The organism is Micromonospora rhizosphaerae, from assembly GCF_900091465.1.
Lineage (GTDB): Bacteria > Actinomycetota > Actinomycetes > Mycobacteriales > Micromonosporaceae > Micromonospora > Micromonospora rhizosphaerae.
The window spans coordinates 199,907-213,162 of sequence record NZ_FMHV01000002.1 but is presented as its reverse complement, the minus strand read 5'-3'; the positions used below and the strand labels follow the sequence as shown (position 1 = coordinate 213,162).

Genomic DNA, 13,256 nt, shown 5'->3' with positions numbered 1-13,256 from the left:
CTACCGCCGGGAGCACACGCTGGAGGCCTACCGGCTGGCGATCCGGATGGGCGCCGACTACATCGAGCCGGACCTGGTCTCGACGAAGGACGGCGTGCTGGTCGCCCGGCACGAGAACGAGATCTCCGGTACGACCGATGTGGCCGCCCACCCCGAGCTCGCTGCCCGCAAGGCGACGAAGATCATCGACGGGGTGCCGGTCACCGGCTGGTTCACCGAGGACTTCACCGTGGCCGAGCTGAAGACGCTGCGGGCCAAGGAGCGGCTGCCCCAGGTGCGGGTGGCCAACACCGCGTTCGACGGGACGTTCCAGGTGCCGACCTTCCAGGAGGTCATCGACCTGGCCCGGACCGAGGGGCGCAACCGGGGGCGGACCATCGGCGTCTACCCGGAGACCAAGCACCCCAGCTACTTCGCCTCGATCGGGCTGGCGCTGGAGGAGCCGCTGGTCGCGGTGCTCAAGGCCAACAACCTGACCCACCGGAACGACCCGGTGATCATCCAGTCCTTCGAGACGGCCAACTTGCGCAAGCTCAACGGAATGATCGACGTCAAGCTGGCCCAGTTGCTCGACGCCCCGACCTGGCCTCCGCCGCCGGCCTGGCCTGGATCGCCGAGTACGCCGACGGCGTCGGCGCGCACAAGAACCTGATCGTGCCGCGGGACGCCGCCGGCAAGCTGCTCGCCCCGACCACCCTGATCCGGGACGCCCACCGGGAGGGCTGGTCGTGCACGCCTGGACGTTCCGCGCGGAGAATCAGTTCCTGCCGGCCGACTTCCGGATCGCGCCGACCCGAACGCCCGCGGCGACATCACCGCCGAGTACGAGCTCTTCTTCAACCTCGGCCTGGACGGCGCCTTCGCCGACCAGCCCGACACGGCGGTCGCGGCCCGCGCCGGTCTCGCCGAACGCTGACCGCTGCCGCCCGGCAAGCTCGGGCCTGATCCACGCCAAGTCGCCGACGTGGGGTGTCCGGTTCATCCGGACACCCCACGTTCGCCTTCCGGCATGGCAGCTGTGCCCCTATGACGCTACGAACCTGATGACGTCAATGAATCGGCCTGGCTGGCGCCCGTGGGAGCTGGCTAGGTGGGCCGTGTTCCGAGTCGCGAACCGGGTCTGCGCAGTACTCCCTTTGGAGCTGCCCCGTCCGTGCGCCCGCCCGAGTTCGGTGCCGGCACTGTCGGAGGGGGGCTGCATGCCCCGTTGATGAGGGCAGCTCCAAAAGGCGCTAGCAGCCAGACCCGGTCGGCGTGCTGGTTCGGTCCCACGTCGGGCTCATCCTCGCGACGGTCGCGAGGCGGGGTGGTGTGTCGGTGCCTTAGGAGCTGATGTCGTAGACGATTCAGCCGGAGTGTCGGCCGCCTGATTCGTTCACGACATCAGTTCGAAAGGCGGGATGGGGTACTACCGAGGCGAGCGCTCGGCGACGTAGGTGCCCCGTCCGGGCTGGCCGGTGATCAGTTCACGGTCGTGCAGCAGGGACAGCGCTCGCGAGGCGGTGTTCATGTGGACCTTGTATGCCTCGGCGAGCTCCCTCGTGGAGGGCAGCTTGTCCCCGGGCTTGAGCTCGCCGCTCCTGATTTTCGCGGTGAGATCGTTGGCGATCTGGCGGTAGGGGGGTTCGGCTGTGGGCATGGTGAGGACTCCGGTTGGTTCGGCAGACCCTCGGAGTTCGGACCCAGAGGTGGGCTCCGGGGTCGTACCGCCGATGAGGGCTGCGGTCGCGGGGCCGGCGGCCCGGTCCGCGTCCCCTTTCCGTGGACCGGGCGGCCCTCCACGCCGGACAGCGACGAGGAAGGTGGCCATGGGCAATGTGCTGAACCTGTTCCGGGCCGTGCGGAAGCGGGGCGGCCCAACCTCTCCGCCGACCTCCGGGTGGTACCGCTCGGAGTCCTGCCGGCCGCTGACCGCGGGGCAGATCCGGGACCGGCAGTTCCGCAACGTGCGGCGTGGCCTCGACCCGGCCGAGGTGCACGCGTTCCTGCACCGGGTCGCCGGCGAGTTGGCCGCGACCCGGCGCGAGCAGGCCCGGACCGCCGAGGAGAACGTCCGGATCAAGCGGGCGCTGCGAAGCTGGCAGTCGGGGTTCGCGCCCGGGGTGCGCCGGTGAGCCGCGAGCGCTTCGTCGTGCACCTGCCGGTGCTCGCCACCGACCTGGCCGCGGCGAAGCGGTTCTTCTTCTGCGACCGGTTGCTCGACGGTCGCCGGCGCTGTCCGCTCCCGGCCGACCACGTTGGTGAGTGCGGGCCCAGCCGGCACCGCTAGGCGACCCGATCACCGAATCGGGCTGCTGCTCAGGACCGCAGCGATGGCGGGGCGCGACACACTCCCCAGTCGATGGATGGCGGCGCGGGCCACCGGCGGTCACCGCCGTTACGGCGGGGGGTTGAGCGCTGTTACGGTTGGCCACCCCGTCCCGATCACTTGTGTGCTTCGGCTACATAGCTCGTGCGTGACGTCACTTCTAGCGTGAGCCGACAAACGATTTCCCTCCCTCCGAGTCCTCACCTGGAGTCGCAATGACGGTCCGGACGACGCGGCGGGTGTTCCTCTCCGCCGCCACGATGATGGCCGCGGCAGTGGCGGCCACGGCCTGTGGCAGCCCGCAGGACACCGCCTCCGGCGGCGGCGACGGCGCCGCACCGGTCAAGGTTGGTCTGGTGTATTCCCAGTCGGGCCCCCTGGCCAGCTACGGAAAGCAGTACATCGAGGGGTTCAAGGCCGGCCTCGACTACGCCACGAAGGGCACCGGCAAGGTCGGCGACCGGAAGATCGAGATCACCGAGGCCGACGACGCGGGCGACCCGGCCAAGGCGGTCTCCGCCGCCAAGGACCTCATCGGCAAGGGCACGAAGATCATCGCCGGCTCCACGTCCTCCGGTGTGGCCCTGCAGGTCGCCCCGATCGCCGCGCAGAACAAGGTTCTCTTCATCTCGGGGCCGGCGGCCACCGACGGGGTCACCGGCGCGAACAAGTACACGTTCCGGTCGGGCCGGCAGTCGTACCAGGACGTGGTGACCGCGAAGTCGTTCATCGGCGACGCGACCGGCAAGAAGGTGGTCGTCTTCGCCCAGGACGGCGCGTTCGGCGACGCGAACGAGGCCGCGGTCAAGAAGGTGATCGGCGGTGCCGGCGCGACCGTCAGCAGCGTCCGGGCCCCGGCCAGCGCCACCGAGTTCACCCCGTTCGCCAGCCAGATCAAGGCCGCCAAGCCGGACCTGCTCTTCGTCGCGTGGGCCGGCACCACCGCCCCCGCGATGTGGCAGACCCTCGACCAGCAGGGCGTGCTCTCCTCCACCACGGTCGTCACCGGCCTCGACATCCGCGCCTCCTGGCCCACCTTCGGCGCCGCCGGCAGCAAGATCTCCTTCCTGTCGCACTACTTCGACGGGGCCAGCGACACCGAGGCCGCCAAGGCGGCCAAGGCCAAGATCCCGGGCGGCACGCTCGACCTGTTCCACCCGGACGGCTTCACCGCCGCCCAGATGGTCGTCCGCGCCGTGCAGGAGGGGGGCGACGACGTCGAGAAGATGGTCAAGGCCCTCGAGGGCTGGAAGTTCGACGGGATCAAGGGCGAGATGACCATCCGCGCCGAGGACCACGCGCTGCTCCAGCCGATGTACCAGGCCAAGCTCAGCGGTAGCGGCACCGCCTTCACGGCGACCGCGGAGAAGACCCTGACCGGTGACGAGACGGCGCCGCCGGTCACCCCGATGAAGGGCTGACCAGTGCTCGCCACCCGCGGTCTGACCTGGCGGATCGGTGAGGTCGCCATCGTCGACAACGTCTACCTCGACCTCGCGCCCGGGGAGTTCCTGGGCGTGATCGGGCCGAACGGTGCCGGCAAGACCTCGCTGTTCAACCTGATCAGCGGCCTGCGCCGGCCCACCGATGGGCGGGTCCTGCTGGACGGGGAGGACATCACTTCCCTCCCGCCGCACCGGCGGGCCCGGCTCGGGCTGGGGCGTACCTTCCAGGCGTCCTCGGTCTTCGGCTCGCTCACCGTGCAGGAGAACGTCCGGCTCGCCGTACAGGCGCACCGGGGTGGCTCGATGAAGCTGTGGCGGCGGGCGGCGGCCGACCGGGAGGTGGCCGCCGCCGCCGACGCGGCGCTCGACCGGGTGGGCCTCGCCCACCGGGGTACGGCGCTGGCCGGCACCCTGGCCCACGGCGAGAAGCGCAAGCTGGAGATCGCCCTGCTCCTCGCCGGGGAGCCGCGGGTGATGCTGCTCGACGAACCAATGGCCGGGGTCAGCGCCGAGGACGTGCCCGAGCTGGTCGCGGTGATCAAGTCGCTGACCGGGGACAGTGGACGGTCGGTGCTGATGGTGGAGCATCACATGGACGTGATCCTGGAGCTGGCCGACCGGATCGCCGTGATGCATCACGGCGCGCTGCTGGCCTGTGACACCCCGGAGACGGTGATGGCCAACGCCACCGTGCAGGAGGCGTACCTGGGGGAGTCGCTATGAGTGAACCCGTCCTCGCGGTCGAGGATCTGTCGGTGCGGATCGCCGGCCTGCACATCCTCCAGGGGGTGTCCTTCACGGTCGCGCCGACCGGGGTGACCGTGCTGCTGGGCCGCAACGGCGTCGGCAAGACCACCACGCTGCGCGCCATCGTCGGCCTGACGCCGCGTAACGGCGAGATCCGCGGCACCATCCGGATGGGCGCGCGGAGCCTGCTCGCCCGCCCCACCCACCGGCTGGTCCGCGACGGGCTCGGCTACGTGCCCGAGGACCGCTGCGTCTTCGCCGGCCTCACCGTCGCGGAGAACCTGCGGCTCGCCGAACGGCGGGGCACCACCCCGGCGTACGACAAGGTCTTCGCCCTCTTCCCCGAGCTGGAGCGGCGCGGACGGCAACGGGCCGGCTCGCTCTCCGGCGGCCAGCAGCAGATGCTGGCGATCGGCCGGGTGCTGCTCAACGACAACCGGCTGCTGCTGATCGACGAGCCGACCAAAGGGCTGGCGCCGAAGGTGGTCACCGAGGTGGCCGAGGTGCTGGAACGGGTGGCGGAATCGGTGCCGGTGCTGCTGGTCGAGCAGAACCTGGCCGTGGTCCGCCGGCTGGCCCGGGACGCGGTGGTGCTCTCCGCCGGCCGGGTGGCCTGGACCGGTGACGCCCGGGAACTGCTGCTGGAGACCGCGCTGACCAAGTCGCTGCTCGGCGTGGGTGCCTCGGAGGTGCATTCATGAGCGCGGTCATTCTGCTGACGCTGACCGGGCTCGGCCTGGCGGCGCTCTACTTCCTGGTCGCGTCCGGGCTCTCCCTGGTCTTCGGCCTGGCCGACGTGCTCAACTTCGCGCACGGGCTGTTCCTCGGCGTCGGCGCGTACGCGACCTGGTGGGCCGCCGGGAACCTGCCGGGGGCGGGCTCGGACGGGTTCGGGTTCGTGGTGGCGGTCGCCTTCGGCGTGCTGGCGGGGGCGCTGGTCGCGGTGCTGGTCGAGTTGGTGCTCATCCGGCCGCTCTACTCCCGCACCATCGAGCAGGTGCTGGTCACGGTCGGCCTCTCGCTGGCCGGCGTGGCGCTCCTCCAGGCCACCTGGGGCGCCGACCCGCGGCCGTTCCCGCGTCCGGCGTGGACCCGGGACGTGACCTCGGTCCTCGGCGCGAACGTGCCGAACGCCGGGCTGCTGCTGATCGTCGCCGCGGTGCTGGTGCTCGGCGCGCTGCTCGCCTTCCTCCGCTGGACCCGGTACGGCCTGGTGATCCGGGCCGGGGTGGAGAACCGGGAGATGGTGACCGCGCTCGGCATCGACGTCCGCAAGGCGTTCACCCTGGTTTTCGCGATCGGCGGGGCGGCCGCCGCGCTGGCCGGCGCGCTGGGCGGGGTCTACTTCGGCACGGTCTCGCCCGGACAGGGCGGTTCGCTGCTGATCTTCGCGTTCATCGTGGTGGTGATCGGCGGGATGGGCTCGGTGGTCGGCTCCGCGTACGCGGCGGTCGCGGTGGGGCTGCTGCAACAGTTCGTCAACTACTACGGCACGTCCGGGCTGGGCGACCTCTGCGTGGTCGGGCTGCTCGCCGTGGTGCTGCTGCTGCGTCCGCAGGGCTTCGCCGGAAAGGTGGCAACGGCATGACCGAGGTCAAGAGTCCGGAGCTTCCGGCGCCGCCCGCGGCGGTGCCCGACGAGCTGACGCCGGGGCGCGTCCGCTGGCACGGGCTGCGGCCGTACCTGCCGCTGGTCGCGCTGGTGGTGGCCGCGATCGTGCCGTACTCGACGGTGAACCTGCCGGGGATCTTCGAGGGGCCGCTGAACTCGCCCGGCACCCTGCAACTGCTCGCCATCTGCCTGGTGTTCGGCGGCCTGGCCGCCGGCTACGACCTGCTCTTCGGGCGGACCGGGATGCTCTCCTTCGGGCACGCCCTTTACTTCGCCGCCGGCGTGTACGGCACCGACGTGCTGGTCACCAAGGCCGGGCTGCCGCTGTGGCAGGCCGCGCTGCTCACCGTCGTCGGCGGGACGATCCTGGCCGCGCTGCTCGGGGCGGTCGCGCTGCGCACCGTCGGCATCGCCTTCGCCATGGTGACGCTCGCCTTCGCCCAGGTCGGCGCGATCCTGGTGGCCCGCAACTTCGGCGGGTGGACCGGCGGTGAGGAGGGGCTGCCGCTGGACGTCTCCGGGCTGCCGACCGCCCTGGTCGGGGTCGCCAACACGGTGAACCTGTACTGGCTGGCGCTGGCGTACCTGGCCCTGGTGGTCTTCGTGGTGCACCGGGTGAGCGGCTCGCCGACCGGGCGGGTGCTGGCCGGGTTGCGCGACGACGAGCGGCGGATCGGGGTGCTCGGGCTCGACCCGTACCGGTTCAAGCTGGTCGCGTTCACCCTGGCCGGCGGCCTGGCGAGCGCCGGCGGGGTGGTCTACTGCCTGATCGTCGGCGGCGCCTCCCCGCACGTCACCTCCTCCGAGCTGACCCTGTCGCTGCTGGTCATGGTCGTGCTCGGCGGCCCGGGCACCCGCTGGGGCCCGGTGCTCGGCGGCATCCTCTACATGTACCTCGACCACCGCCTCACCGCCTTCGGTACCTCGGACGCGGTGAACTCCCTGCCGGCGGTGCTCAGCCGCCCGCTCTCCCAGCCCCTCTTCGTGCTGGGCACGGTCTTCATCCTGGCGGTGTACTTCTTCCCCGGTGGCCTGGCCAGCCTCCGCACCCGCCTCACCCCCGTCCTGACCGCCCTCCGCCGCCGCTGACGTGTCCCCCCGCCCCGGCGGCCGCCCGGGGCGGCTGGCTGATCATGAAGTTATTGTCACGACACGCCGTGGTTGATGGCGATAACTTCATGATCGGCGAGGTTTGAGCGACAGGGGAGGCGGCATGGGGGAGCGGTTGGCGGTTGTCAGCGGTGGAGGGACCGGGATCGGGGCCGCCGTCGCGCGGGGGCTTGTGGCCGACGGGTACGACGTCCTGATCGTCGGGCGGCGGGCCGATGTGCTGCTCGCGACCGCCGAGCGGATCGGGGCGGAGTGCGGGCGGGCGGACGCGGTCAGCGCAATGACCGCCGACCTGACCGACCCGGCGCAGCTCGCCGGGGTCGTCGAGGCGGTGGGCGACCGCTCGGTGGACGCGGTGGTCAACAACGCCGGCGGCTACCTGGGCGGGGACACCGCCACGCTGGCCGGGACCGCGGCGTGGTGGCGGGCCAATTTGGACGTCAACGTGCTCACCGCGGTGCTGCTCACCGAGGCGCTGCTGCCGGCCCTGCGCCGCCCCGGCGGCTGGGTGATTCTGCTCAGCTCGATTGCCGCCCAGCGCGGCGGGGGCGGTCCCTACTCGGCGGCGAAGGCGGCGCTGCACGGCTGGGCGTACGACCTGGCCGGTCAGCTCGGCAAGGAGCAGATCACGGTCAACGTGGTCAGCCCCGGCTACGTCGCCGATACCGAGTTCTTCGGCGACCGGATGACCCCGGAGGGGCACGCGGCCCGGGTGGCGGCCACGTTGGTCGGCCGGGTCGGCCAGCCCGACGACATCGCGGCGGCCGTCCGATATCTGGTCAGCCCCGCCGCGGGCTACGTCACCGGGCAGGTGCTCGGCGTCAACGGCGGCTCGGTCCTCGGCCGCTGACGTCGAACGACGGAAACGACACAGGGGTGGCGACCCCCCGTGCGGCCGCCACCCCTGGAGTCCGTCCTGGGTCAGCTGTTCAACATCTCGTACGCCATCGCCGGCGCCTTCGTCGCCGCGCTCCCGGTCGGCACGGTGATCTTCGGCGTGCTGCCGAAGTCGGCGTACGTGACCACGTACTGATACGCCTTCCGCTCGCCGGCGGCCGGGATCTCCAGCGTCAGCGAGGCGAGGTGCTCGTCGGGGCCGACCAGCGCGGTGAACGGCACCTTCTTGCCGACCTCGCCGAGCGCCGCCGCCTCACCGTCCTCCAGCGCCTGCGCCGCGTTGCCGCTGGTCACATCGATGAAACCGACGTACTTCCCGGGGCCCTGCTCCTCGACGGAGGTGGCCGCCTCGATGAGCGGGCCGGCGTTTCCCTGGTCCGCACCGTCGAAGGTCGGCACCGACCCGCTGTCGGTGAGCTTCGACCGGTCCAGCTCCATCCACTTGTTCGGGAACTTCGGCAGCCCCGGGTGGCCGGTGAGCTTCGCCTTCATCCAGAGCCGATCCTCGATCACCAGGAACGACATCTTCACCGTGATGCCGTCCTTGTCCGGCGGCATGGCGGTGTTGATCTCGAAGGCCTTCGACTCCGGGTCGATTCGGCCGGTGAGGGCGCTGGACGCGTCCTTGCCGGTGAACCGGAACGCCCCCTCCGTACCGTCGGGAACGGCCTCGAGGAGACGCTCCTTCGGCGTGGCGCTCGGGCTCGTCCGCGGCGCTGCGGTCGGGTCGCTCTTCGGGCCGCAACCCCCGATCAGGGCCGTCGCGGCCAGCATGGCGGCGACCGTGCCGACCGCCCGTACGAAGGTGCGGGCGGTGCCCGTTGCCTGTGTCATCGCAGTTCTCTTTCTCGCTTGCCTGGCTCCTGCCGATGACGATGCTGCGGGCCGACACGGCGGAATCGCTGCCGATATGCTGCGGTCCGGCTGCCGGCCACTGCCGTCCGGCGACCCATGGAGGTCTCAGGAGCGGAACAGGCATGTCAGGAACGCTGCGATTCGAGATCCTCGGTCCTCAGCGGGCCTGGTACGCCGACCGGCAACTCGACCTCGGCCCCGGCAAACAGCGCGCCGTACTGGCCGTGCTGCTGCTCTCCGTCGGCCGCCCGGTGCCGACCGGGCAGATCGTCGAGGCGGTCTGGCCGGAGGAGCCGCCCGCCAACGGCCCCAACGTCGTGCAGAAGTACGTCGCCGGGCTGCGCCGGGTGCTGGAACCCGACCGCTCTCCGCGTACGCCGGGGCAGGTGCTGACCCTGACCGACGCGGGCTACCTGCTCCGGGTCGCGCCCGAGGCGGTGGACGCCGTCCGCTTCGAGCGCGCCGTGCACCGGGCTCGACAGCGGCACGCCGGGGGCCGGACGGCCGAGGCGCTCAACGAGTTGAAGGTGGCCCTGGAACTCTGGCAGGGCGAGCCGTTCACCGGGTTCGCCGGCCCGGTCTTCGAGGCGGCCCGGCACCGGCTGGTGGAGCTGCGCGCCGTCGCGCTGGAGACCCGGGTCGAGTTGGAGCTGGAGACCGGGCGGCACCGCGATCTGGTCGGCGAACTGGTCGAGCTGGTGGCCGATTTCCCGGTCCGGGAACGGCTGCGGCACCAGCTCATGTTGGCGCTGTACCGCAGCGGCCGGCAGGCGGAGGCGCTCGCCGCGTACCGGGAGTTCGACGACCTGCTCCGCGGGGAGTACGGCATCGAGCCCGGCGAGGCGCTCCGGGACCTGCACCGGCGCATCCTGCGCTCCGACCCGACGCTCAGCCCGGCCCTGCCGTCCCCGGTCGAGCCGGCCGCCAGTGACCGCCCGACGGCCGGCGTGCCGACACCCGCTGTGCCCGCCCAGACCGGTCCGGCCGGGCCAGAGGAGGCAGCGTCGGGCGTGCCGGCGGATCCGGCCGTGCCTGGTCCGGTCACTCCCGCGAGCACACCCGACCCGGCCGACGCGCCGGCCGGTCGTCCGCCCCCGGTCACCACCGGCCTTGCACCCTCGCCGGTCGGCGGGTTCGCGCCCACGCCGCCGTCAGCCGTCGGATTCCCGCCCGGACCCGTCGGGTCGCCGGTCGCCATGCCCGGGCCATCGGCCGGCCCTGGCTTCGTCCCGCCCGCGACGGTCCTGCCGCCACCGCCGTACGAGCCGGTCGCCGGCCCGCCGTCCCAAGGGGTGCCGCGCTGGCTGAGCGTCGGCGCGACCGTCCTGGGCGCGCTCGCCGCGCTGCTCTCCTTCGGCTTCCTCACCTGGCTGGTGGTGCTCGTCTACGGGATCTGGCGGCGGAGCTGGCGCAACGCGCTCGCCGCCGTCGGCTACCTGTCGTTCGCCGTCACGTTCTTCGTCGTCATCGGCAGCAGCGACCCGGACGCGGAGATGAGCGACCCGGAGGGGTTCCTCTTCCTGGGCTGGGTCCTCGCCTGGATATTCGGCGTCCTGCACGTGGTCCTGCTCAACGGGAGCGTCTGGGCGGCGATCACCGGGGGCACCGGCAAACCGGCGGCACCGGTCGTCGACGACCGACGGGTCCGCCGTGAGCAGGCCCGTTACCTGCTGTACCACTACCCGGCGGCCCGGCAGGAGCTGCACATCGGGCGGCCGGACCTGCCCCGGACCTTCGACGACGGGGGCCTGGTCGACATCAACGCGGTGGGCGAGAAGGTGATCGCCGGGCTGCCCGGGATGACCGCCGAGCAGGGCCGGCAGGTGGCGATGGACCGCTGGCTGCGGGGCCCGTTCGGTTCGATGGAGGACCTGGCCGCCCGCTGCCTCCTCCCGCCGATGCTGACCGACTCCCTCCGCGACCTCCTCGTCTTCCTCCCCCCGCTCCCCGGCGACCCCCCACCCACCACCCTCGACCCGACCCCGCCCCGCCCACGTTGATCAAGAGGTTTGCGGCCCGCAGGAGGCCGGATGGTGACGTAAACCTCTTTATCACCGGCGTCCGGCGGCGGCGGGGAGCGGTGGCGGGGAGACGGCGCTGGTAGAAATGCCGGATGGGTCAGGATCGGGCGGCGGTGCGGGAACGGGCCGAGGCGGTGCTGCGCCGGTTGGCCGGTGAGCACGCCCGGCTCCGCGAGGACCAGTGGCGGGCCATCGAGGCGCTGGTGGTCGATCGGCGGCGGGTGCTCTGCGTGCAGCGCACGGGTTGGGGCAAGTCGGCGGTCTACTTCGTCGCCACCGCCCTGCTGCGGCGGGCCGACGCAGGCCCGGACACGGCCGGACCGACGGTGATCGTCTCGCCGCTGCTGGCGTTGATGCGCAACCAGGTGGAGTCCGCGGCCCGGGCCGGCATCCGGGCTCGCACCATCAACTCGGCCAACCTCGACGAGTGGGACGAGATCACCGCCGAGATCCACGCCGGCACGGTGGACGTCCTGCTGATCAGCCCGGAACGCCTGAACAACCCGGACTTCCGGGACACGGTGCTGCCGAGGCTGGCCGCCACCACCGGCCTGCTGGTGGTGGACGAGGCGCACTGCGTCTCCGACTGGGGCCACGACTTCCGGCCGGACTACCGCCGGCTGCGTACCTTCCTCGGCAACCTCCCGGAGCACACGCCGGTGCTGGCCACCACCGCCACCGCCAACGCCCGGGTCACCGCCGACGTCGCCGAGCAGTTGGGCGACGCCCTGGTGCTGCGCGGCACCCTCGACCGGGAGTCGCTGCGGCTGGGCGTACTCGATCTGCCGAGCCCGGCCCACCGGTTGGCCTGGCTCGCCGACAACCTGGACCGGCTCCCCGGCTCGGGGATCATCTACACCCTGACCGTCGCGGCGGCCGGGGAGACCGCGGAGTTCCTCCGCTCGCGCGGCTGGTCGGTCGCCGCCTACAGCGGGCAGGCCGACGACGCCGACCGCCGGGCCGCCGAGCAGGACCTGCTGGACAACAAGATCAAGGCGCTGGTCGCCACCTCCGCGCTGGGCATGGGCTTCGACAAGCCGGACCTCGGCTTCGTGGTGCACCTCGGCGCGCCGCCCTCGCCGATCGCCTACTACCAGCAGGTCGGCCGGGCCGGCCGGGCCGTCGAGCACGCCGAGGTGCTACTGCTGCCCGGCGTCGAGGACGCGGCCATCTGGCGCTACTTCGCCTCGCTCGCCTTCCCGCCGGAGGAGCAGGTCCGGGCCGTGCTCGCCGCCCTGCACACCGACCGGCCGCTCTCCACCCAGGCCCTGGAACCGATCGTCGACCTGCGTCGGGCCCGACTGGAGCTGATGCTCAAGGTGCTCGACGTGGACGGCGCGGTCCGCCGGGTCCGCGGCGGCTGGCTCGCCACCGGCGAACCCTGGGTCTACGACGAGGCCCGGTTGCGCCGCGTCGCCCAGGCACGCACCGCCGAGCAGCAGGCCATGATGGAGTACGCGGCCACGCCCGGCTGCCGGATGCGCTACCTGCGGGAGTGCCTGGACGACACCGGGGCGGGCGACTGCGGCCGGTGCGACCGCTGCGCCGGGCCGCTCTTCACCCCCGAGGTCTCCGCCGCCGCACTCGCCGCCGCGCAGACCTTCCTCGGCCGCCCCGGCGTGGAGATCGCGCCGAAGAAGCTCTGGCCGACCGGGCTGGAGGCGGTGGGCGTACCGCTGAAGGGGCGGATTCCCCCCGGGGAGCAGGCGCGGCCCGGGCGGGCCGTGGGTCGGCTCTCCGACCTCGGCTGGGGCGGGCGGCTGCGCGGCCTGGTCGGGCCGGAGACGGCGGACGGCACGGTCCCCGACGACGTGGCGGCGGCCGTGGTGGAGGTGCTCAAGGCCTGGGCGCACGGCGACGACCCGTGGCCGCGCCGCCCGGTCGGCGTGGTCGCGATCGGCTCCCGTACCCACCCGACCCTGGTGAAGTCGCTCGCCGAGCGGATCACCACCGTGGGCCGGCTGCCGCTGCTCGGCCGCGTGGTGCCGACCGGCCCGACCGATGCCGGCCGGCCGCGCGGCAACAGCGCCCAGCGGGTACGCACGCTGCACGACGCCTTCACCGTCCCCGACGAGCTGGCCGACGCCCTCGCCGGGTTGGCCGGGCCGGTGCTGCTCGTCGACGACCTGGTCGACTCGGGCTGGACCATGACGATGGTGGCGCGGCTGCTGCGCCGGGCCGGGGCTCCCGACGTGCTCCCGCTCGCCCTCGCCGTCGCCGGCTGATCCGCTCTCCCGCCCCCGCTCGGATCCTCAGCTCTCC

13 protein-coding genes and 1 pseudogene are annotated in these 13,256 nt (G+C 72.4%); 11 read left to right on the top strand and 3 right to left on the bottom strand.

All coding sequences use genetic code 11. The features are described from left to right. Positions 1-7: 7 nt before the first annotated feature. A pseudogene (locus tag GA0070624_RS01110) lies at positions 8-652 on the top strand (glycerophosphodiester phosphodiesterase family protein); the annotation flags it as partial. 105 nt (positions 653-757) lie between these two features. Here the strand turns inward: GA0070624_RS01110 and GA0070624_RS35480 are convergent. Together GA0070624_RS35480 and GA0070624_RS01105 are read right to left on the bottom strand one after the other, a co-directional pair. Then, a complete protein-coding gene (locus GA0070624_RS35480) occupies positions 758-982 on the bottom strand; it encodes a hypothetical protein (protein ID WP_245718608.1) in 225 nt (74 codons plus the stop codon). A 426-nt stretch (positions 983-1,408) separates the two neighbouring features. Beyond that, positions 1,409-1,639: a GntR family transcriptional regulator gene (locus GA0070624_RS01105; RefSeq protein WP_091335799.1), complete on the bottom strand. Its 231-nt coding sequence runs from the start codon at positions 1,637-1,639 to the stop codon at positions 1,409-1,411. A gap of 169 nt (positions 1,640-1,808) precedes the next feature. On the opposite strand from GA0070624_RS01105, the gene GA0070624_RS01100 reads away from it, so the two are divergent. The 8 genes from GA0070624_RS01100 to GA0070624_RS01070 all read left to right on the top strand — a co-directional run bounded on the left by GA0070624_RS01100 (position 1,809) and on the right by GA0070624_RS01070 (position 8,071). Then, the gene (locus GA0070624_RS01100; protein ID WP_091335797.1) at positions 1,809-2,114 is read left to right on the top strand and encodes a DivIVA domain-containing protein; all 306 of its coding nucleotides are present in this window, start codon (positions 1,809-1,811) and stop codon (positions 2,112-2,114) included. Then, complete coding sequence (locus GA0070624_RS34520) at positions 2,111-2,269, top strand: hypothetical protein (RefSeq protein ID WP_176731549.1); 159 nt, start codon at positions 2,111-2,113, stop codon at positions 2,267-2,269. The genes GA0070624_RS01100 and GA0070624_RS34520 overlap by 4 nt, the downstream gene beginning before the upstream one ends. 254 nt (positions 2,270-2,523) lie before the next feature. Further along, positions 2,524-3,729 (top strand): substrate-binding domain-containing protein, encoded by a 1,206-nt coding sequence (locus GA0070624_RS01095; protein WP_091335795.1) that lies wholly within the window; start codon positions 2,524-2,526, stop codon positions 3,727-3,729. 3 nt (positions 3,730-3,732) lie between these two features. Then, entirely contained in the window at positions 3,733-4,476 is a 744-nt protein-coding gene (locus tag GA0070624_RS01090; protein ID WP_091335793.1) for an ABC transporter ATP-binding protein, read from the top strand. Next, a complete protein-coding gene (locus tag GA0070624_RS01085; protein ID WP_091335792.1) occupies positions 4,473-5,201 on the top strand; it encodes an ABC transporter ATP-binding protein in 729 nt (242 codons plus the stop codon). Before GA0070624_RS01090 ends, GA0070624_RS01085 begins: the two co-directional genes overlap by 4 nt. Further along, complete coding sequence (locus GA0070624_RS01080) at positions 5,198-6,088, top strand: branched-chain amino acid ABC transporter permease (protein WP_091335790.1); 891 nt, start codon at positions 5,198-5,200, stop codon at positions 6,086-6,088. Before GA0070624_RS01085 ends, GA0070624_RS01080 begins: the two co-directional genes overlap by 4 nt. Next, positions 6,085-7,200, top strand: a complete 1,116-nt coding sequence (locus GA0070624_RS01075; RefSeq protein ID WP_091335788.1) for a branched-chain amino acid ABC transporter permease — start codon at positions 6,085-6,087, stop codon at positions 7,198-7,200. Before GA0070624_RS01080 ends, GA0070624_RS01075 begins: the two co-directional genes overlap by 4 nt. Before the next feature lie 124 nt (positions 7,201-7,324). Beyond that, the gene (locus GA0070624_RS01070) at positions 7,325-8,071 is read left to right on the top strand and encodes an SDR family NAD(P)-dependent oxidoreductase (protein ID WP_091335786.1); all 747 of its coding nucleotides are present in this window, start codon (positions 7,325-7,327) and stop codon (positions 8,069-8,071) included. Positions 8,072-8,142: 71 nt separating this feature from the next. Here GA0070624_RS01070 and GA0070624_RS01065 read toward each other — a convergent pair whose 3' ends face one another. Beyond that, positions 8,143-8,952, bottom strand: a complete 810-nt coding sequence (locus GA0070624_RS01065; RefSeq protein ID WP_091335784.1) for a hypothetical protein — start codon at positions 8,950-8,952, stop codon at positions 8,143-8,145. A gap of 143 nt (positions 8,953-9,095) precedes the next feature. On the opposite strand from GA0070624_RS01065, the gene GA0070624_RS01060 reads away from it, so the two are divergent. Then, positions 9,096-10,973, top strand: coding sequence for a BTAD domain-containing putative transcriptional regulator (locus tag GA0070624_RS01060; protein WP_091335782.1), 1,878 nt, complete (start codon positions 9,096-9,098; stop codon positions 10,971-10,973). A gap of 113 nt (positions 10,974-11,086) precedes the next feature. Continuing rightward, positions 11,087-13,219: a RecQ family ATP-dependent DNA helicase gene (locus GA0070624_RS01055; protein WP_091335780.1), complete on the top strand. Its 2,133-nt coding sequence runs from the start codon at positions 11,087-11,089 to the stop codon at positions 13,217-13,219. Positions 13,220-13,256: the final 37 nt, after the last annotated feature.

Coding starts and splice junctions, on each gene's coding strand:
- GA0070624_RS01055 (WP_091335780.1), top strand. CDS start 11,087: ATGGGTCAGGATCGGGCGGCGGTGCGGGAACGGGCCGAGGCGGTGCTG.
- GA0070624_RS01085 (WP_091335792.1), top strand. CDS start 4,473: ATGAGTGAACCCGTCCTCGCGGTCGAGGATCTGTCGGTGCGGATCGCC.
- GA0070624_RS01075 (WP_091335788.1), top strand. CDS start 6,085: ATGACCGAGGTCAAGAGTCCGGAGCTTCCGGCGCCGCCCGCGGCGGTG.
- GA0070624_RS01060 (WP_091335782.1), top strand. CDS start 9,096: ATGTCAGGAACGCTGCGATTCGAGATCCTCGGTCCTCAGCGGGCCTGG.
- GA0070624_RS01065 (WP_091335784.1), bottom strand. CDS start 8,952: ATGACACAGGCAACGGGCACCGCCCGCACCTTCGTACGGGCGGTCGGC.
- GA0070624_RS01100 (WP_091335797.1), top strand. CDS start 1,809: ATGGGCAATGTGCTGAACCTGTTCCGGGCCGTGCGGAAGCGGGGCGGC.
- GA0070624_RS01070 (WP_091335786.1), top strand. CDS start 7,325: ATGGGGGAGCGGTTGGCGGTTGTCAGCGGTGGAGGGACCGGGATCGGG.
- GA0070624_RS01105 (WP_091335799.1), bottom strand. CDS start 1,639: ATGCCCACAGCCGAACCCCCCTACCGCCAGATCGCCAACGATCTCACC.
- GA0070624_RS35480 (WP_245718608.1), bottom strand. CDS start 982: ATGAACCGGACACCCCACGTCGGCGACTTGGCGTGGATCAGGCCCGAG.
- GA0070624_RS01080 (WP_091335790.1), top strand. CDS start 5,198: ATGAGCGCGGTCATTCTGCTGACGCTGACCGGGCTCGGCCTGGCGGCG.
- GA0070624_RS01095 (WP_091335795.1), top strand. CDS start 2,524: ATGACGGTCCGGACGACGCGGCGGGTGTTCCTCTCCGCCGCCACGATG.